21 protein-coding genes are annotated in these 17,468 nt (G+C 36.6%); 19 read left to right on the top strand and 2 right to left on the bottom strand.

Going from position 1 to position 17,468, the window contains the following annotated elements:
- Window positions 1-208: 208 nt before the first annotated feature.
- The 6 genes from LPC09_RS27625 to LPC09_RS12475 all read left to right on the top strand — a co-directional run bounded on the left by LPC09_RS27625 (window position 209) and on the right by LPC09_RS12475 (window position 5,513).
- The gene (locus LPC09_RS27625) at window positions 209-301 is read left to right on the top strand and encodes a putative holin-like toxin (RefSeq protein WP_442920026.1); all 93 of its coding nucleotides are present in this window, start codon (window positions 209-211) and stop codon (window positions 299-301) included.
- Window positions 302-1,134: 833 nt separating this feature from the next.
- Window positions 1,135-2,145, top strand: coding sequence for an LLM class flavin-dependent oxidoreductase (locus LPC09_RS12485; RefSeq protein WP_231309641.1), 1,011 nt, complete (start codon window positions 1,135-1,137; stop codon window positions 2,143-2,145).
- A 91-nt stretch (window positions 2,146-2,236) separates the two neighbouring features.
- Window positions 2,237-2,386, top strand: a complete 150-nt coding sequence (locus LPC09_RS27620) for a putative holin-like toxin (protein ID WP_442920025.1) — start codon at window positions 2,237-2,239, stop codon at window positions 2,384-2,386.
- A 542-nt stretch (window positions 2,387-2,928) separates the two neighbouring features.
- A complete protein-coding gene (locus LPC09_RS12480) occupies window positions 2,929-3,561 on the top strand; it encodes a methanogen output domain 1-containing protein (protein WP_231309640.1) in 633 nt (210 codons plus the stop codon).
- A 3-nt stretch (window positions 3,562-3,564) separates the two neighbouring features.
- Entirely contained in the window at window positions 3,565-3,663 is a 99-nt protein-coding gene (locus tag LPC09_RS27615; protein WP_442920024.1) for a putative holin-like toxin, read from the top strand.
- Window positions 3,664-4,586: 923 nt separating this feature from the next.
- Window positions 4,587-5,513 (top strand): phytanoyl-CoA dioxygenase family protein, encoded by a 927-nt coding sequence (locus tag LPC09_RS12475; protein ID WP_231309639.1) that lies wholly within the window; start codon window positions 4,587-4,589, stop codon window positions 5,511-5,513.
- A gap of 169 nt (window positions 5,514-5,682) precedes the next feature.
- Here LPC09_RS12475 and LPC09_RS12470 read toward each other — a convergent pair whose 3' ends face one another.
- A complete protein-coding gene (locus tag LPC09_RS12470; protein WP_231309638.1) occupies window positions 5,683-6,336 on the bottom strand; it encodes a ThuA domain-containing protein in 654 nt (217 codons plus the stop codon).
- A gap of 416 nt (window positions 6,337-6,752) precedes the next feature.
- Between LPC09_RS12470 and LPC09_RS12465 the strand changes: the two genes are divergently transcribed.
- From LPC09_RS12465 to LPC09_RS12450, 4 genes are all read left to right on the top strand, one after another.
- Window positions 6,753-7,169 (top strand): LPXTG cell wall anchor domain-containing protein, encoded by a 417-nt coding sequence (locus tag LPC09_RS12465; protein ID WP_231309637.1) that lies wholly within the window; start codon window positions 6,753-6,755, stop codon window positions 7,167-7,169.
- A 67-nt stretch (window positions 7,170-7,236) separates the two neighbouring features.
- Window positions 7,237-7,851 (top strand): class D sortase, encoded by a 615-nt coding sequence (locus tag LPC09_RS12460; RefSeq protein ID WP_231309636.1) that lies wholly within the window; start codon window positions 7,237-7,239, stop codon window positions 7,849-7,851.
- A gap of 273 nt (window positions 7,852-8,124) precedes the next feature.
- Window positions 8,125-8,511, top strand: a complete 387-nt coding sequence (locus LPC09_RS12455; protein ID WP_231309635.1) for an HIT family protein — start codon at window positions 8,125-8,127, stop codon at window positions 8,509-8,511.
- 16 nt (window positions 8,512-8,527) lie between these two features.
- Window positions 8,528-8,806 carry a nucleoside triphosphate pyrophosphohydrolase gene (locus LPC09_RS12450; RefSeq protein ID WP_231309634.1) on the top strand — a complete coding sequence of 93 codons (279 nt, stop codon included), beginning with the start codon at window positions 8,528-8,530 and terminating at the stop codon, window positions 8,804-8,806.
- A 27-nt stretch (window positions 8,807-8,833) separates the two neighbouring features.
- Here the strand turns inward: LPC09_RS12450 and LPC09_RS12445 are convergent, their stop codons facing one another.
- Window positions 8,834-9,643 carry an Ntn hydrolase family protein gene (locus tag LPC09_RS12445; protein ID WP_231309633.1) on the bottom strand — a complete coding sequence of 270 codons (810 nt, stop codon included), beginning with the start codon at window positions 9,641-9,643 and terminating at the stop codon, window positions 8,834-8,836.
- A gap of 627 nt (window positions 9,644-10,270) precedes the next feature.
- On the opposite strand from LPC09_RS12445, the gene LPC09_RS12440 reads away from it, so the two are divergent.
- The 9 genes from LPC09_RS12440 to speB all read left to right on the top strand — a co-directional run bounded on the left by LPC09_RS12440 (window position 10,271) and on the right by speB (window position 17,460).
- A complete protein-coding gene (locus tag LPC09_RS12440) occupies window positions 10,271-10,453 on the top strand; it encodes a hypothetical protein (RefSeq protein ID WP_231309632.1) in 183 nt (60 codons plus the stop codon).
- A gap of 15 nt (window positions 10,454-10,468) precedes the next feature.
- Window positions 10,469-11,350, top strand: a complete 882-nt coding sequence (locus LPC09_RS12435; RefSeq protein ID WP_231309631.1) for a DUF4357 domain-containing protein — start codon at window positions 10,469-10,471, stop codon at window positions 11,348-11,350.
- A 449-nt stretch (window positions 11,351-11,799) separates the two neighbouring features.
- Window positions 11,800-12,090 carry a hypothetical protein gene (locus tag LPC09_RS12430; RefSeq protein WP_231309630.1) on the top strand — a complete coding sequence of 97 codons (291 nt, stop codon included), beginning with the start codon at window positions 11,800-11,802 and terminating at the stop codon, window positions 12,088-12,090.
- A gap of 449 nt (window positions 12,091-12,539) precedes the next feature.
- Window positions 12,540-13,208, top strand: coding sequence for a FadR/GntR family transcriptional regulator (locus tag LPC09_RS12425; protein WP_231309629.1), 669 nt, complete (start codon window positions 12,540-12,542; stop codon window positions 13,206-13,208).
- A 166-nt stretch (window positions 13,209-13,374) separates the two neighbouring features.
- Window positions 13,375-14,250, top strand: coding sequence for a transporter substrate-binding domain-containing protein (locus LPC09_RS12420; protein ID WP_231309628.1), 876 nt, complete (start codon window positions 13,375-13,377; stop codon window positions 14,248-14,250).
- Window positions 14,251-14,269: 19 nt separating this feature from the next.
- Complete coding sequence (locus LPC09_RS12415) at window positions 14,270-14,926, top strand: amino acid ABC transporter permease (protein WP_231309627.1); 657 nt, start codon at window positions 14,270-14,272, stop codon at window positions 14,924-14,926.
- A 14-nt stretch (window positions 14,927-14,940) separates the two neighbouring features.
- Window positions 14,941-15,651 (top strand): amino acid ABC transporter permease, encoded by a 711-nt coding sequence (locus LPC09_RS12410; protein ID WP_231309626.1) that lies wholly within the window; start codon window positions 14,941-14,943, stop codon window positions 15,649-15,651.
- A 15-nt stretch (window positions 15,652-15,666) separates the two neighbouring features.
- A complete protein-coding gene (locus LPC09_RS12405) occupies window positions 15,667-16,431 on the top strand; it encodes an amino acid ABC transporter ATP-binding protein (RefSeq protein WP_231309625.1) in 765 nt (254 codons plus the stop codon).
- Between the two features lie 27 nt (window positions 16,432-16,458).
- Window positions 16,459-17,460: an agmatinase gene (gene speB, locus LPC09_RS12400; protein WP_231309624.1), complete on the top strand. Its 1,002-nt coding sequence runs from the start codon at window positions 16,459-16,461 to the stop codon at window positions 17,458-17,460.
- The last annotated feature ends 8 nt before the right edge of the window (window positions 17,461-17,468 follow it).

Below are 17,468 nucleotides of genomic sequence, written 5' to 3'. Positions count from 1 at the left end.
TCCTTTTAGTCTTAGTTTCGAATTAAAGTATAAACCAAATTTGATAAAGGAGTGCAGATTACTATGAGGCCTACATACTAAAAAAACTAAGCCATTGCTTTAAATATAAGATACACATCGAACACGCGTTCTTTTTTATAGTATAATAGAATGGCAATAGATAGGTAACTCAAGGGTGGTCAGCGTTACCCCGTATGGAAAGGGGGTGATGCTTATGTTGACAGTATTTCAAACATTAATGCTAATGATTGCATTTGCAGGTTTGGTGTTGTCGATCATATCTTTTAGAGACAAAAAATAACCCACCCTTGAGCTTTCCAGGCGATAGGTGAGTTATTTTCCAAACATCGCTGATCCCCTTGATGGGAACCTAGCTATTGTATGGACTGTTTGGTGTTACAGCACCGAACAGTCTTTTTTATTTTATGTTTTCTCTACTACTATTATAACCAAGGTATAAATGTTTGAAAAGAAATGAATAGAAAGAATTGGTTTTATTCTAGCAATTTTTATATAGTTTAACATGTAATGGTTTAACTTCTTTATGATTTAAAAAAGGAAGTAACTAAACGTCTATTAAACCCCTTTTAATATGGTGACAAAAGTTTTGACAGCATGAAAAATTGACTTGCTCATTTTTATTCCAATTGGTGTGCTAATACGATATTAAACTACCAGAGGGTGAGAGTTGATGTCTAAGATGTGGATAAATAATTCCATTAATTGAGTAGTAACCGATCGTTTAAATAATCGGATTTTTTCCGGTTAACCGTAGAAAGGAACTCAATTTTTGGGATATAAGCGGAGTATTTCCGGTTAAGCAAAGTAAGATGGACCATTTTCTTCTTTTTCGATGAAATAAGCGGAATCTTTCCTTCTATTTCATCTATTTTTCGTGATATTTCCTTATTAAGAGGAATTTCTCCGCTTATATTAGTAGCCTATTTTCTGTCGATTCCAATCGTATAAAAGGGAACTGATTTTGGTAAGCATTTTTATGTTGAGTTACTTATAAGTTGCTTTTTACTCCTGGTGTGAATTACTATATCAAAAGCGCATAAATAAATACTACACTAGAAAAACACATCCAAGCCATTCCAACTAGTATATTAAAAAGAAAGAAGATGTTATTCCATGCCAATAAAGAGACCGACAAGATCGATCAACGACATATCCTTTTCCGTCCTTGATCTTGCATCCATTGTGCAAGGGGGGACGCCTGGCCAATCCTTTCAACATTCGGTAGAGTTAGCACAGTTAGCAGAAAAGCTAGGCTATAAACGGTACTGGTTAGCGGAGCACCATAATATGCCTGGCATAGCAAGTTCTGCAACATCTGTGGTGATCGGCCATGTAGCAGCACATACTTCTACTATACGGGTAGGATCCGGTGGAATCATGCTTCCCAACCATTCGCCACTGGTAGTAGCGGAGCAATTTGGAACCCTCGAAGCGATGTTTCCAGGCCGAATTGATTTAGGATTAGGGCGTGCGCCGGGAACGGACCAAATAACAGCCCATGCCCTTCGTGGAGCAAACTACACCAATGGAGATGATTTCCCAGAACAATTAGAACAACTACAAGCCTATTTTCAAGGCTCTGGACCTGTACGAGCAATCCCTGGTGAAGGAGCAAAAATTCCTATTTGGTTGTTAGGCTCTAGTGGGTTTAGTGCAAGACTATCAGCACAACTCGGGATGCCGTTCGCTTTCGCCAGTCATTTTTCACCTGAAAACACACTACCAGCCTTAGATTTGTATTACGAGAACTTCCAACCGTCGGAGGATTATAAAGAGCCTTACGCAATGGTAGCAGTAAACGTGATAGCGGCAGATACGGATGAGGAAGCCGAATTGCTAGCCACTTCCATCAAACAGAGCTTCCTAAACATGATAAGGAACACACCATCACAGTTACAACCACCAGTAGAGAATTTGGATGAGCTCATGAGCCCATATGAAAAGGCAATTCTAGAAAAACAATTAAGCTCCACGATCATTGGGAGTCCTAACAACGTAAAGAAAAAGCTGCAATCTTTCTTAGATGAGACGAAGGCAGATGAGATAATGGTCAGCACAATGATCTATGACCACAACGCCCGACTCTACTCCCACCAACTTGTGGCTGAAATAATGGAGTTTTAGGTAGAGGACACTTAAAAAAGGGAGGAGGATTACACACTTTAAAAAATCAGCCACCACTATCGAACGAATGTTCCTTTTATAGTATAATATAATGGCAATAGAAAGGCAACTCAAGGGTGGTCAGCGTTACCCCGGTAGGAAGGGGGTGATGCTTATGTTGACAGTATTTCAAACGTTAATGCTAATGATTACATTTGCAAGTTTGGTGTTGTCGATCATATCTTTTAGAGACAAAAAATAACCCACCCTTGAGCGTTGGAGTGCAATAGGGTGAGTCATTTACCTTATAGCGCTGACTCCCTTGAAGGGAACCTGCTATTGTATGACTGTTCGGTGTTACAGCACCGAATAGTCTTTTTTAGTTTATGATTAATCTAGTATTATTATAACCAATGAATGAATGTTTGAAAAGGAATTCAAGTCATTGCAATTATAAATAGTGAGACTGTTGTATTGATTCGCCTTAAAATACAGAAAAAGGAAACAATGTATAATTAAAATATGTTCATAGAATTAAGGTAAACCGGATGTATAGACCGTTTAAAATACAAATATTCCCATTGCCCTCCAGTACTTCCTGAAACAATGATAGCTGCATATACTACTTTTTCAGCATTCACAGTTGCATTTGTCTTGGAATCAAAACAATAGTTAGCTAGGATATGATAAAATAGCAATTATCAACCTAGCAAAAATTACTAAGCATTCCTTACATGTAGATTAAGAAAAGTAGTAAAACTGACTTTGCTATGACATCAATATTTTATTTTACCGGGGGTACAAATGACCAAGGAAACTAAATTAACGGGCGTGATTTTTTTATCTAAATTGATTACACAATATGCTCAATTACATTCAAGAACAATAGGAAAGTCTGCGCAAGAATACATTCGTCAAATTGGAATTCGTACAGGGGAATGGATAGAAACTTTTTATGATGAGAACAACGGATTAAGCTGGTCTCCCGATCAGTATGCTGAGATAATTGTTGATCTTAAAAACTCTATCGGAGGTCATTTTACTATTTCAGAAGTACACCCTGACCATGTTGTTGTAAAAGCTACTGGATGTCCATTTGGTGAGGTTGTACAGGATGCACCACACCTTTGCAATATGACATCAAGTGTCTTTGGGGGAATAGCTGCTAGAAGGTTTGGGTACGGAAAAGTTAGCTTGCGAAAGAGAATAGCTTTAGGTCATTCTGGTTGCGAAGTCGCAATTTATTTCGAGCCAAATGAAACGGAAGATGGGGATGAATATAAAGATTTACCCATTACTCCCAAAAACGGAAATCCTTTTGAATGGGAAGAAGAAACAATTAATGCACTTCATGCGGAACTTGAAAAAAGTGATAAAATGATTTGTGCATTACTTGAAGAAATAGAAGAATTAAAAAAGAGAGTTAACAACGAATAATTAATGGTGATGCTTATGTTGACAGTATTTCAAACGTTAATGCTAATGATAGCATTTGTAAGTTTGGTGTTGTCGATCATATCTTTTAGAGACAAAAAATAACCAACCCTTGAGCTTTCCCGGCGATAGATGAGTTATTCGCTGATCCCCTTGATGGGAACCTAACTATTGTATGGACTGTTTGGTGTTCGAGCACCGAACAGTCTTTTTTAGTTTATGATTTCCCTATTATTATTATAACTTTGTCTCAGCCACAGGATGAGGAGGATACATCTGATCTCATATGTGGAAAATCAAATTGTGGAAGATGATTATTAGTGATTTACAAACCATTTATATAATGGAAAGGAAGTGGAGGAACTGAAGGAGAGTATATCTACTTAGTTGACGACCCGTTCTAGGATAGGGGGACAATAAAGAAAAAAAACTCCAAAAAGATCTTAAAGTATAAAGTATTATCCTTAAGCAGAAATTCAGATACAAAATGATAAAAAAAGATATCAAAGAAATTGTTGAATTTTGTGTTCAAAATGGATGTGGATATTCGAACGTAGAGTTAAAGAAATATTTTATGATCAATTAGAGCTAAGAAAGAAGTAGAACGCGGTGGTTTTAGAGAAAAAACTACCTGATTGAGGTTGAAGAGGAGTAAAGTTAAGTTAATAACTGATCAGATTGTTTTATACACTCTTGAAAAAATAAATAAGCTAGTGGACGGACCGAGTAAAATCATAAAAAAACACTTACTTTATTTGACAGACAAACTAAGTGAAATCTATTATAATATATAAATAGTAAACAAGCAGCATGATCTTAGCATCAAGGAATGAAAGCCCTTTCTTACGATATCTATTTTGAAAGGAGGGATGAAACACCTTAGTGATTGCTCTTCAACCATGTAAAGCTGTTAAAGTCAAAGCCTCGCACTAGTGGGAGGAAGATAAGTAATAGCCAGAAAAGATAAACTTATTATTGTTATTTCATATATTCTTTATGGTCTGTCCATATTTAAAGGAGGAAGTACTATGACGAATTATAAGGTGTTAAATCAAGAGCAAGTCAATCAATTCATTGAGTTAGGTTGGGTAAAGGTTGAACAAGCATTTCCTAAAGAAGTGGCGTTAGAGGCTCAAAAAATTGTATGGGAGAATGTTGAAAAACGAGGAATTAAAAGGAATGATCGTTCAACCTGGACGGAAGAAATGGTCCAATTAAATGAAACCTATGAACATGATGAATTCCAGAAATGTAATACAAAAAGATTAGCAGATGCCATTGAGGATCTTGTCGGGGAGGGGCGTTGGGCGGACAGGACAGTATATGGAGAGAGTGATAAGAAGGTTGGCTATGGATGGTGGCCAGTTAATTTTTCTCAAGGTGCTCTCAAACCATGGAATGTACCGACTACAGGATGGCATTGGGATGGTATTCATTTTCGCCATTATCTTGACAGTCCCGAACAAGGCCTACTTTGCTTAAATTTATTCTCTGAAATAGGAAAACAAGGCGGAGGCACACTTGTTGCAGAAGGTTCACATAAAGTAATAGCCAAATTTCTTTCCAAGCAACCTGACGGAATTGAGCTTGAAGACGGCATCCGTACTCTGAATAAACAGCACCCGTGGTTTTCCGAACTAACTGCCTCTAATAAAAAGGACAACACAACGAATGATGAAAAAAATCGGATCGAGGAATTTATGGAAAATCCGTATGTTGATGAAAATGGGATCAAGCTTAAGGTGATTGAAACCACCGGAAACCCTGGAGATGTGATTTTATGCCACCCGTTTTTATATCATGCTGCCTCACAGAACCATTCAGGCGTTCCTCGTTTCATGTGTAATCGGACTACTCCACTAACTGAAAGAATCAACATAAACCGTCCAAATGGGAACTATTCACCATTGGAGTGGAGTATTAAATCAGTTATACATAAAGAAGCTACAATATAACAGACTATTAATAGAGGAGCTGCAATTATTTAGCAGCTCCTCTGTTTCTTTAGATACAATCATACTCATTCTACAAAGATTATTATCTTTAAAAAATCCTATATCTATTACATTTGTATTCCTGTGTAAGAGTATAAAGCACTTCAAGTTCAAGTTAAGATACGCAATTTTACCTATCAATCTTAGATATCATCCAATGAATTTTTTCTGCTAGTAATCTTGAGACGTTTTCATTCAACATCCCATCTTTCGTATGAGCTGGAGTAAAACTGCATACCCTTCCTTTTCCATAGAAATGCTTCCAGCCTGCGATCGAATCGCCATCTACACCTGTACTCCACAGGTCAACTTCTGTATTTGCTGTATCACACTTTACAAAATACTGCTCATCGGAAAAGGAAAAAGTATTTTCCCCACTTTTTTCATTTTCCTTTAGCATGTATGTAACATCCTGAAGTCCTGGTGGGTGATAGTCAAAATATCCGCGTAGCATTTGTATGTAGTTGCTATTAGGATCATATCCTGCTGAACCAGCATGCCATGCTAAAACATTCCCGCCATCTTCCACATAATGGACAATCTTTTTATCCAATTCATCCGTTAGCCAAGTGTACACGCGTTCATCTTTAGGGTTTAATTGATCCATTTTAGCGTTGATGAATAAGTCTGGCTTTTCATCGAGGACCTTAGATACTTCTTCATGCGTAATGTAGTAAAGAGTTACGTTCTTGTTTCCTAAGCATTCTATTGCTGCTTCTAGACCAGCCTTGGCCTCATCAGCATCGTGCCAATAGTCTCCTAGTAGTGCTACTATTTTTACCAACGTTTTTTATCCTCCTTACCAATTCAATTTATTCCTTTGATAATCAATGTACTTATGTCTTATATAGCAGGGGCCTTCAATATTTGCTCTTGTATTCCAGTTGCCGATTCTATTGCATCAATCGTTGCACCTAGATTAAATTCACCTATTACATTTATATCATTCTCCCTTTGAATTCATATTCCTGTTATTACTATTAAAAACTAGAAAAAAGCAGAAGGAGTAGCTTCAGTACGCCTGACTCTCATGGAAATCATCGGAACGTTCTCATGTTTTGATTCTTTCCTTTTAAGTAAGCAAGTAATGCCTTCAAATTCTGTTTGAAAAAACAGTGCATATAATACAGATTTTTACAAAAGCTATTTTTGGTTGTCTCTAGACAATACATATATTATAAAGTTTAGGAGGAAGAAAAATTGCTTAAAAAATTTATTACACTAACTGTTCTATCTTTCGGTATTCTTTTTAGTGGATTCCAAGTAACACATGCACAGGATATGAACTGTGGAGATTTTGCAAATTCGCAAGAGGTAATAGAATTTTGGTATGGTAACGGTTATAGTGCAACAAATGACCCACATGATCTTGACAGAGACAATGATGGTTTACCATGTGAAGTATCACAAGCTGATTACGACGAATACGTAGCAGATCAACAAGCTAATGAAGGTGCCACTGAAACAAATGAAGGTGAAGCTCAAATTGGCGAGGGACTGCAAGGAGGAGGAACACTTCCAGAAACAGCAACAAATAATCCAATCATGATGGCACTAGGTATCATGACTGTTGCTATTGGTGCATTGTTTCTTTTACGAAAAAAACAGTTCGACTAATAAATAACGACTTAAATGTTTGAAAGGTAGGCTAAACGCCTACCTTTACTTGACTGAAGGTGATAACATGCAAAGAAAAATTGGTTTAGTCATGATCTTTCTAGGATTCGCTCAATTTGTTTATTTTGGAGTTGATTGGTGGCAGCAAAGACAAGCAATACATCAAATGAGCGATGAAGAATTGAATCAATACCTTGGATACAAGGATACATATCATGAAGGAATACAAATTAATAAAACTAGTGAAAGTAATGGGAAGCCTCACTTACAAATGGGTGAAGAAATTGGCGAATTACATATACCAACGATTAAGAATAAGTATCCAATCTTCTTAGGAACGGATAGCGAAACCCTAAAGTCAGGTGTAGGAATGCATAAAAGCAAATGGACAGTACTCCCAAATGAAAATGGGCACATCCTATTATCTGGGCATCGAGATACTGTATTTGAAGAAATGGGTGAACTCAAAATCGGGGATGCATTATCCATTGAGTTTGAAGGTAGTACTTACGTTTATCAAATCAGAAAAATCTTTATCACAAACAAAGAAGATCGAACCGTCATTGTAAAAAAAGAAAAGCCACTCCTCACCATCTCAACCTGCTACCCGTTTGAATTTATAGGAAAAGCCCCACATAGGTATATTATTCAGAGTGAGTTAGTTGATGTGATTGGAAAATAAAGTGAAAAGTAACATTTCTTTATACAGTAAGAAGAAGGGATGTAACAGACTATTTAGTTTAATTATTAAGTTTTAATAAGATGATCTCTGTTTTAAACAGGGGTCATCTTATTTTATTAGTCTTTTGAATAATAAACTCAAATTAATGAGTTTTAGTCGATATTTAAGGAAAAAGCCTAGCTTTATAAACAAATAATTAAAAACGTATGATGAAGTAAAATTAACAATTATTGTCGAATGAGGTAAAATTAAGTTATTGCACAAGAACCTGAAATGAATAGACAAGGGGGGATAAATCTGAACTGTCCATTTTGTTCAAATGTAGAGCCCGTATTAGAAAATGACTTATCCATTGCCTTTTACGATATATACCCAGTAAACAAAGGACACTTACTAGTCATACCTAAACGACATGTGGAGCAATATTTTGATTTAACAATAGAAGAAAGAAGAGCAATCGATTCCTTATTATTTGAAGGAAAAGCATTATTAGATAAAGAACACAACCCAGAAGGATACAACATCGGAATCAACAATGGTGAAGTAGCAGGGCAAACCATTTTTCATGTCCATGTTCATCTTATTCCGAGATATAAAGGAGACATGGAAGAGCCACGTGGTGGAGTAAGGGGAGTTATTCCAGATAAAAGAATTTACTAAAAGGGAGAAAAGCAATATGCCAGTGTATAACAAGCTTGTTAGAGACAGAATTCCAGAAATTATTGAGAAAACTGGAAAAGCTTATAAAACTTCTATCTTATCTCATGAAGAATACATAAAAAAGCTACAGGAAAAAGGGTTTGAAGAATTACAGGAGTATGTGGAAGCAAACGACAAGGCCAGCTCTCTTGAAGAATTAGCAGATCTTTTAGAAATTGTCCATGCGTTAGCGGAATATCATGGCTCATCAATCGGAGAGGTTGAACAAATTAAAATAAAAAAGCCTCAGTCCTAGGAGGTGAGACTCTATAAAGAGTGATAGTTATTTATTTTGAGTTTTGTTTTGTGGAGGCTGCTTAACAATACTTGATATTTTTTTGCGTAGTCCGTAAATTACATTGTGATTATTGCGAAAATAAAACTGTTTTCCATTTTTACTTATCCAGTCAGTTTTCTGACTTGTGATTAACGCAATATCTATATGTGCTCCGATGCTTTGTTGCTCGATACTCTTGTTTGTGTTTTCCCGAATAACATTATGCATCACTCTTTCAGCATATCGAATCAATTCCCCCTTACTTTTTTTGAGAATAAAATTGCCTTCAAAATCTTGAGGGGTTATCTCATCTCCGTATTCTGCTGTTCTAGTCATGTTATCTTCAATCTGACCATAATCAGGACCGTCAAACAAATAACTATACACAGGATTTCTTATTTCGATAAGCTTTCCGTTACAAAAAATGAGCTGTTTTAGGAATAAACCTTCCTTATCAATACCGCCAATATGTACAAATGTATTTATATCAAAATCTGAAAAGTAGAATCCAAACTTGCTAATTATATATTCCTCTAAGTTATGTCTATTCATTTTTTTACAATAGTCATTATGCATTAAACTATAAACAAGGTCTCGAACATCTTTTCCTCTATATATAACATTCTTGTTTTTATCTAATGAACAAGAAGTTGCTAATCTCCCACTAAAAGAAATCACATAATTATTAGGAAGAATAAAAATTTTATTATTATTATCCTCATAGAATGCAAATTCCCCACCAATATAATGTGTTTCCCTTCCATCTATCGCCATAACAATAAAATCCTTACCTTTAAAATTAAGTGCTAACGTCATCTAATCACCCCTAATATAAAATTACATTAGTAAATTTATATTAAGAGTCACTTCTTTTAGAATCTTTTTTAGAACCATCCTGACTGTCATGTCCCCGATATTGTCAGAAACAAATCAACTTGAAGGATGGTCATTATATTTCGTTTTACCTAACATACTTAATCAGCACGACAGACGCTGGTAACGTAAAGTTAACAGTGAAACAAATATCGGAAGTGACTTATCTAATTCCAAGTCTTTGAAATCAACGAATTGTTTAACAAGTACAGCTGTAGATTGCACGGAGGAAGCAGCTATAAAAAATAATTGATAAAATATTAGACAATTTATTGAAATAAAATGAAAGAAATAGTTCTAAAGTTTTGAATAAGTCATAAAGTATCATTAAGAGGAGGTGATATAGAACCATTTGTAACGAAAAAACTGAATAATAGACAGGGAAAAATAAGCTCAAAAGTGAGCATTTTAATAAATAAGCGAAAGCAAAGATGATAATAGGCTATCATTTAGGATGGCTAGTAGGTTTTTATTAGATAGGAGCATGATATAAGTTTTTAGCGGCTGATCCGTACAGCGGCTGAACTATGTCATGCTCTTTTTTGTTGTCTGAAAAGGGGGTAAGCAAGTATGAAAGGTTGGAAAGACAATCAAAACATTGAACGAATTTGGTTTTGGGACCAACTAGACGAACCGACAGGAAAGTCTGGTGCCCAAAGGTTCTCGAAGCATTGGCAGCTGGAACGCGACAAAATGGATATTCATCGGCAAATCAAACTTTACGAGCAAGAGTTAAATAAACAAACAAAATAAAAAGGAGGAAATTTCATGAGCGGACGATCTACTGAATATATTAAGGACATTCACGTAATAGAGTCCACGGAAAGGTTAAACTTATCGGCAAACATTGAACTTTTGGGTGATGGTTTTATACGTAAATATTACTTTCATACCCGCAGCAGCGAATTGTATTGCTTTGACCGAAATTTTCTAACCCATCACGATACAAAGCTGTTTTTAAACAAATCAGGGGTTTATGTTCTGTTAGGTGAATTAATTAATAAAGAAATTATGGGGGCTTATACAGGGCATTCATTAAATGGGAAGACGCGGTCATACAGCCACGAAAATGACTTTTCAAAAGACTTCTTCACCGAAGTCATCTTCTGGACTTCCAAATACAATGACATGGATTTAAATTTTCTCAAAGCTTACGAATATTTAACGAATAAAGCGATACAACAAGCAGAAACGTGCGAATCTATGAATAACAATACAATTTCCTTGAATCCTATTGAAAAAAGAGATAAAAAGTCTATTTTCGACCAAATGAGTGAATTTCGTTCACTACTGCACATTGCTCAAAAAGATATTTTAGGCATAGAAGAATTCGATATGATTTACGAATTTACCCATCGTAACTATGAAGCAAAAGCAAGGTATTCCAATGGCTGCAAAAATTTCTTGGTGCTGGCTGGGTCCCAGGCTCAAATCATTTCAAGTGAGCCAGAAATGCAAGAACTAAAGGAAAAACTGCTGAGGGAAAAAGTGCTCAAAAAAAATGGAGATGTATACATCTTCAATGAGGACACCGAATTTAACAACATCTCCCAAGCAAACCGCTTTATTTGCGGACACCAAAACGGCGGAGCAAGCTCCTGGGTAGATTACCGAGGCGAGTCCCCGCAAGCCAAAAGAAACAAAGAGTAGCAGATGCTGCTCTTTGTTTCTGAAATTTTATTTTGAAGAAGGTCACGAAAATGAACTAGCATATATTGATGAAAAATTTAGTGTCTAATTTTTGCGTGTTTAAACATATATGAAATGATAAGGAAAAGATGTTTTTGCACATTTGATCTGAATGGTCTAGGCAAGGAACTGAAGTTTAAATTCAAAAGCAGTCAAGAATCAATTGGATTGCACCGGCAGTAATAGAAAGAGAAGGCTATCGACAAAGATTACCATAACAAAAGGGTGGGAAATTAATCATGTGTGGAGTCGTGATTGGTGGATGAATACAAGTACAAAATTGAAGAGATTTGAACAATTGTAAGTAGGATATAGAATAAAAATATTTATTGAAAAATAATGGATTAATATTCCAGTATTTTATCAATTAGTTTAAAATGAGGAAGAAGTAAAATTAGGAGGGATTAATTTTGGCTGATTTACAAGATGTTGTAGATGTATTAGGTGATATTTTATTAGAAATTAGGGAACTCAATAGTAGGGTGGATTCTCTAGAAAGCAGTCTAAATTCAATAGATACAAATGTAAATATGATCGATAACAATGTTCACTCAATAAAACTAGATGTTGCGACAATTGATAATAATGTGAATTCCATTGATTCATATGTACACTCAATTAAATTGGATGTACAGACAATTGATAGTAATGTTAGCTCAATTCAAATGGATGTTTCAAGTATTGATATTAAAGTAGATTGATTAGTAGAGGGAAACTAATTTATTTTTTATAAATTTTTAACTAAAATATAATATGAAAAATCCTTACCTTAAGATAACCTATTCCTTTTCCGGTTATCTTTTTTGTGTAAGTCCACCACGGTTCATCTTGTTAGGCTCCTAAATCCCTATACCCATACCTCCTATTATGACGTCCAAACTCTTTCGGCAATAGCGTTATTAGCAATCATCGGGACGATTCTCATGTTTCTTTCGTTTCTCAAAACGAAGTAACATGAGAACTGTCCTCTTGTTTTTATCTCTTGAGCTAATTAGGTAAAACATTAGTCTTTAGTTTTAAAAGCATTCTTATTAATAATTAAAATTTCTATGTTATATTTCCTAACAGTTTAGTAGTACTCCTCCAAAGCATTTGATAATTTAAACTCAAGTTAATTGATTTAGATAAAGAAGGAGGTGATTGATGGAGTATGAACAAAGTCAGTAAACAAAATCTGGTGGATCAAGTTCTCGTACAATTACAAAATATGATTCAATCTGAAACATACAGTCTAGGTGATAAGCTACCATCGGAAACTGAGTTGATGAAATTGTTAGATGTTGGAAGATCGACGATTCGAGAGGCAATTAAGACGCTCGTCTATATGGGATTAGTAGAGGTCCGGCAAGGAGATGGTACGTATATCCGCTCATATCAGTTAACCGGCGATCCCTTTGAGGCGAAACTATTAAAAGCAGATGGGCAAGAAATGAATGAAGTGATACAAATTCTAGATATTCAAATTTCCGGCTTAGCAGCCCAGCGAAGAACAGAAGAAGATCTAGAAAAAATTTCTCGTCACTTGGAAAAACGGAATCAGTATTTAACCGAAGGCAATATACCCAAATATCTTCAATCGGATTTAGATTTTCATTATGCGATTTGTGAAGCAAGTCATAATTCGGTGCTAATTGACATGTATACGTCTATTCATCAGCTATTTAATCAAATGCTTGATGTGTTGATCCAAGATGAAAAGGATTATTACAAAGAAAATAATGATGTTCATAAAAATCTTTATCAAGCGATTATCAAACAAAATCCGGAAGAAGCGAAAATGTGGGCAGAGGTCAATATTAAACTAAGAAACACGCCTTAATATAAAAAGATCAGATGTCTGGATTTTTCAACTCAAAAACATCAGATGATAAGATAAATTTTTAGTTAATTCATCAGATGATATGAATTATTTTTATAAAAAGCGTGTAAGGTACGCTTTAAAAAGTCAGAATAATCGTAATTTTATAATAATAGGAGGGGTATAAATGTTTAAAAAATTAATCCGCGTTGGAACGATAGGAGTTCTCAGTACTTTATTATTAAGTGCTTGTGGTTCATCTGAAAGTGGGTCAACTATTAGTGAAGCACCTGCTGAGAGTGATGGAACAGGTACGACGTTTGAACAAATCAAAAGCAGTGGGAAGTTAACAGTTGGGACGGAAGCAGCGTTTGAACCGTTTGAATTTGTTAAGGATGGCAAAATCGTTGGCTATGGAAAAGATATTTTAGATGTCGTCGTTGAAGACCTTGATGTCGAGTTAGAGCAACTGGATCTTCCATGGCAAGGAATTTTACCAGGGCTTGACGCGAAGAAATTTGATTTTGTTGCAACATCTGTAACGATTACGCCTGAACGTGCAGAAAAGTATGACTTTACAATACCAATTGCCGATGGAACGATGGCTGTCCTGAAACGAAAAGACGATTCCTCTATCAAAAATCCTGAAGATATTGCTGGAAAAGTCGTAGGGACACAGCTTGGCTCTGGGCAATTACAATCTCTGGAAAAGTATAATGAAGAGTTAACGGCAAACGGAGGAGGAGTTAAGGAAATTAAAGAATACGTAGGCTTTCCAGAAGCGTATCAAGAGTTAGCAACAGGACGAATAGATGCTGTTATTAATACAAAAGCCAACCTATCAGGAATATTAAAACAAAATCCAGATACGTTTGAAATTGTTGATACATTTGGTGACCCAGTTTGGATCTCGTGGGCGGTTCGCAAAGGTGATCAAGACTTGCTTGACTATTTAAACAAACAGATTTTAGAACTTCGTAATTTAGGAGAATTAGCAAAAATGCAGGAGGAATGGTTCGGCTTTACGATGGACACACCAGATTCCGGCTACCTGCCAAAATAAGGGATAGGAGAGGGTAGCGATGGATTTTAAGTTTGATTTATTGATCAGTAGTTTGCCTGTTTTGTTAAAAGGTGCATGGGTTACCCTACAAATGTCTGTATTAGGAATTGTCTTTGGAACACTATGCGGCTTAATTCTAGCAATCTTCCTTTTAAGCCGCAAGAAAATCCTTGTGATCCCGACGCGTGTGTTTATTAATCTTATTCGTGGTATTCCTTTTATCATTCAGATTTTAATTGTCTATTATAGCTTTTCGAGTTTTGGTTTTGAGATTCCAGCGTTTGCGAGTGGAGTGCTTGCAATGTCTCTTAATACGGCGGCCTTCCAAGCAGAAATTATTCGTGCTGGAATTGAGTCAATACCAAAAGGACAAAATGAAGCTGCGACAGCACTAGGGATTTCAAAGTTACAATCAATGACGCGCATCATCATTCCACAAGTGTTTGTGAAGATCTTGCCATCTATTACAAACGAGTTGATTACATTATTGAAAAATTCATCACTTGTTTCAGTCATTGCTGTTGTTGACTTGACTCGGGTTGGACAGCAAATTGTCAGTACAACCTATAGCCCAGCTGAAATTTATTTAGCAGTCGCGCTCCTCTATCTTCTTATGAATCTAACCATTTCACAGGGATCTAAATTATTAGAGCGCAAAACGGCCATTTACCGTTAAAAGGAGGTGCTCGAATGTCATTTGATTTTAGTATGTTCACCCGATATGGCGGGGTATTGTTTGAAGGCCTTTTGAATACAATGTTTATTTGTTTCATTGGTCTTGTTCTTGGACTCATAATAGGTGCTATTACATGTTGGATTAAAATGAAGTTCCCAGGCTGGTGTTCGATCATCGCCAATATGTATATTGAATTTTTCCGTGGAACTCCCTTTTTAATCCAAGTCTTTCTTCTCTATTATGTTGGTCCAGTGTTTGGCCTTGAACTGAGTGCGATGGCCGCTGGAATTATTGGCCTCAGTCTATACGGTGGAGCGTATTTTGCAGAAATCTATCGATCTGGTATTCTATCGATTCCAAAAGGGCAGATTGAAGCAGCCCAAGCATTGGGAATTAGCGAAACTGCGATTTTATTTCGAATTGTGATCCCCCAAATGCTTGGTCTTATTATTGCACCATTAGCAAACCAGATAATTACAATAGTAAAAGAATCCGCGATATTGTCTGTCATCACAGTGACAGAGTTAACCTTTGTTGGCCAAAGGGCGATAAGCGAAACCTATAATTACGTCGAAGTTTATACGATGGTTGCGATATTATACTGGGCGTTTGTCAGCTCACTATCATTCCTGTTTGGTAGATTGGAAGTTTCCGCAACAAGCCACTTAAGAAAAAAAGAATCTCCTCCAAAGAGATTCATATTTTTTAAAAAACAAGAGTTTTAAAGGAGGAGGGGTAAAATGACCCAAATAGCTGTCAAAACAGAAGTAATTCAGGTGGAAGGCTTGCAAAAATCCTTTGACGAGAATGAAATCTTAACTGGTATTGATCTAAAGATTAAGAATGGGGAAGTCGTTTGTATCATTGGTCCAAGTGGCTCAGGAAAAAGTACATTATTACGATGTCTGAACCTGCTCGAAACTCCTTCCGGTGGAACCATAACGATTGATAATGAGGTACTATTCCCACAGAACAAAAAGAATGAGGCACATCTACGCCGTATGCGCTCTAGTCTGGGAATGGTCTTTCAGCAATACAATCTTTGGCCACATAAAACTGTACTCAACAACCTTATCGAAGCACCTTTACTTGTTCAAAAGTTGGAGAAAAAACTAGCTACTTCTAAAGCATTAGAATTGTTGTCGAAAGTGGGCTTAACCGAAAAAAAGGATGCCTATCCGTCTAGTTTATCCGGTGGCCAGCAGCAGCGTGTTGCGATTGCGAGAGCCTTAACAATGGATCCGAAAATAATGCTATTTGATGAACCAACGTCAGCACTTGATCCCGAGCTTGTAAATGAGGTGTTAAAAGTCATGAAGGACCTCGCGTCTGAGGGAATGACAATGGTCGTCGTCACACATGAAATGGGCTTTGCACGTGAAGTCGCTGACCAAATTATTTTTATGGACCAAGGAATCGTCGTAGAGGAAGGACCGCCTGCTGAAATTTTTACGACACCAAAGAGTAAGCGGCTACGTCAATTTTTAAATACTGTTCTAAAGTAATTTTTAAAAATTAGGGAGGAATTAGAGATGTATAAACCAAAACAATCTTTTGAAAAGCAAACATTAAATTTACCATTCACAGGAATCTGTAGCTTTGGGAAATATCCTATATGTACTAATTTAGATGAGTTAGATGCTGACATTGCCATCATAGGAGTACCATATGACATGGGAACACAATGGCGTTCCGGAACACGATTTGGTCCACGCAGTATTCGCGATGGTTCTACATTATATAGCTTCGGCTTAAATGGCTCATATGATCCAGAGCGTGACACGATGTTTCTTGCTCCCCCACTAAAAATTGTTGACTGTGGCGATGTCGATATGGTTCACGGAGATCTACAGCAAAGCTTTGAAAATATTGAGGATGCTGTTCGTAAAATTATATCCAAAGGAGCCATGCCAGTTGTGTTAGGTGGAGATCATTCAATTACGATTCCAGTTGCACAAGCATTGGATACACTTGGACCTTTAGTTGCCATTCAAATTGACGCTCATCTTGACTGGGCTGATGAGAGATCCGGCCAGAGATTTGGTCATGGAAGCCCGATGCGCCGTATAGCAGAAATGGATCATTTTAACGAAATGGCTCAGGTTGGGATTCGTGGAATTGGCAGCAGCATGAAAGGTGATTTCGATGCTGCGAGAGATTACGGCAGCGTGATCCTAAGTCCAAAACAAACTCGGAAAATTGGTATCGACGGGGTTTTAAAACACATACCAAAAGGAGCACGTTATTTCGTAACATTTGACGTCGATGGTCTTGATCCTTCTATCGCACCGGGAACAGGTACTCCATCTCCAGGGGGATTCTCTTATGATGAAGCAAATGATTTGCTAGAAGCCATAGCCAATCACGGTGATGTCGTTGCCTTTGATTTCGTTGAAGTTGCTCCTCAATATGACCCAACTGGTATGACAGGTCAAACTGCCTCCAGACTAATCCTTGATTTCATGGGCTTTATTACAAAAAAACGAGAACAAATTGCAGAAGTTGCAGGTGTAGGTGAAGGTGTAAAAGGTTAAAGGAGGGA

This window comes from Metabacillus sp. B2-18, from assembly GCF_021117275.1.
Taxonomy (GTDB): domain Bacteria; phylum Bacillota; class Bacilli; order Bacillales; family Bacillaceae; genus Metabacillus.
This window is presented reverse-complemented; position numbering and strand designations above follow the sequence as displayed.

Excerpts from the sequence above, each read along its gene's own strand:
- LPC09_RS27625 (WP_442920026.1), top strand. The coding sequence starts at position 209 with ATGCTTATGTTGACAGTATTTCAAACATTAATGCTAATGATTGCATTT.
- LPC09_RS12485 (WP_231309641.1), top strand. The coding sequence starts at position 1,135 with ATGCCAATAAAGAGACCGACAAGATCGATCAACGACATATCCTTTTCC.
- LPC09_RS27620 (WP_442920025.1), top strand. The coding sequence starts at position 2,237 with ATGGCAATAGAAAGGCAACTCAAGGGTGGTCAGCGTTACCCCGGTAGG.
- LPC09_RS12480 (WP_231309640.1), top strand. The coding sequence starts at position 2,929 with ATGACCAAGGAAACTAAATTAACGGGCGTGATTTTTTTATCTAAATTG.
- LPC09_RS27615 (WP_442920024.1), top strand. The coding sequence starts at position 3,565 with ATGGTGATGCTTATGTTGACAGTATTTCAAACGTTAATGCTAATGATA.
- LPC09_RS12475 (WP_231309639.1), top strand. The coding sequence starts at position 4,587 with ATGACGAATTATAAGGTGTTAAATCAAGAGCAAGTCAATCAATTCATT.
- LPC09_RS12460 (WP_231309636.1), top strand. The coding sequence starts at position 7,237 with ATGCAAAGAAAAATTGGTTTAGTCATGATCTTTCTAGGATTCGCTCAA.
- LPC09_RS12455 (WP_231309635.1), top strand. The coding sequence starts at position 8,125 with ATGAATAGACAAGGGGGGATAAATCTGAACTGTCCATTTTGTTCAAAT.
- LPC09_RS12450 (WP_231309634.1), top strand. The coding sequence starts at position 8,528 with ATGCCAGTGTATAACAAGCTTGTTAGAGACAGAATTCCAGAAATTATT.
- LPC09_RS12445 (WP_231309633.1), bottom strand. The coding sequence starts at position 9,643 with ATGACGTTAGCACTTAATTTTAAAGGTAAGGATTTTATTGTTATGGCG.
- LPC09_RS12440 (WP_231309632.1), top strand. The coding sequence starts at position 10,271 with ATGAAAGGTTGGAAAGACAATCAAAACATTGAACGAATTTGGTTTTGG.
- LPC09_RS12435 (WP_231309631.1), top strand. The coding sequence starts at position 10,469 with ATGAGCGGACGATCTACTGAATATATTAAGGACATTCACGTAATAGAG.
- LPC09_RS12425 (WP_231309629.1), top strand. The coding sequence starts at position 12,540 with ATGAACAAAGTCAGTAAACAAAATCTGGTGGATCAAGTTCTCGTACAA.
- LPC09_RS12420 (WP_231309628.1), top strand. The coding sequence starts at position 13,375 with ATGTTTAAAAAATTAATCCGCGTTGGAACGATAGGAGTTCTCAGTACT.
- LPC09_RS12415 (WP_231309627.1), top strand. The coding sequence starts at position 14,270 with ATGGATTTTAAGTTTGATTTATTGATCAGTAGTTTGCCTGTTTTGTTA.
- LPC09_RS12410 (WP_231309626.1), top strand. The coding sequence starts at position 14,941 with ATGTCATTTGATTTTAGTATGTTCACCCGATATGGCGGGGTATTGTTT.
- LPC09_RS12405 (WP_231309625.1), top strand. The coding sequence starts at position 15,667 with ATGACCCAAATAGCTGTCAAAACAGAAGTAATTCAGGTGGAAGGCTTG.
- speB (WP_231309624.1), top strand. The coding sequence starts at position 16,459 with ATGTATAAACCAAAACAATCTTTTGAAAAGCAAACATTAAATTTACCA.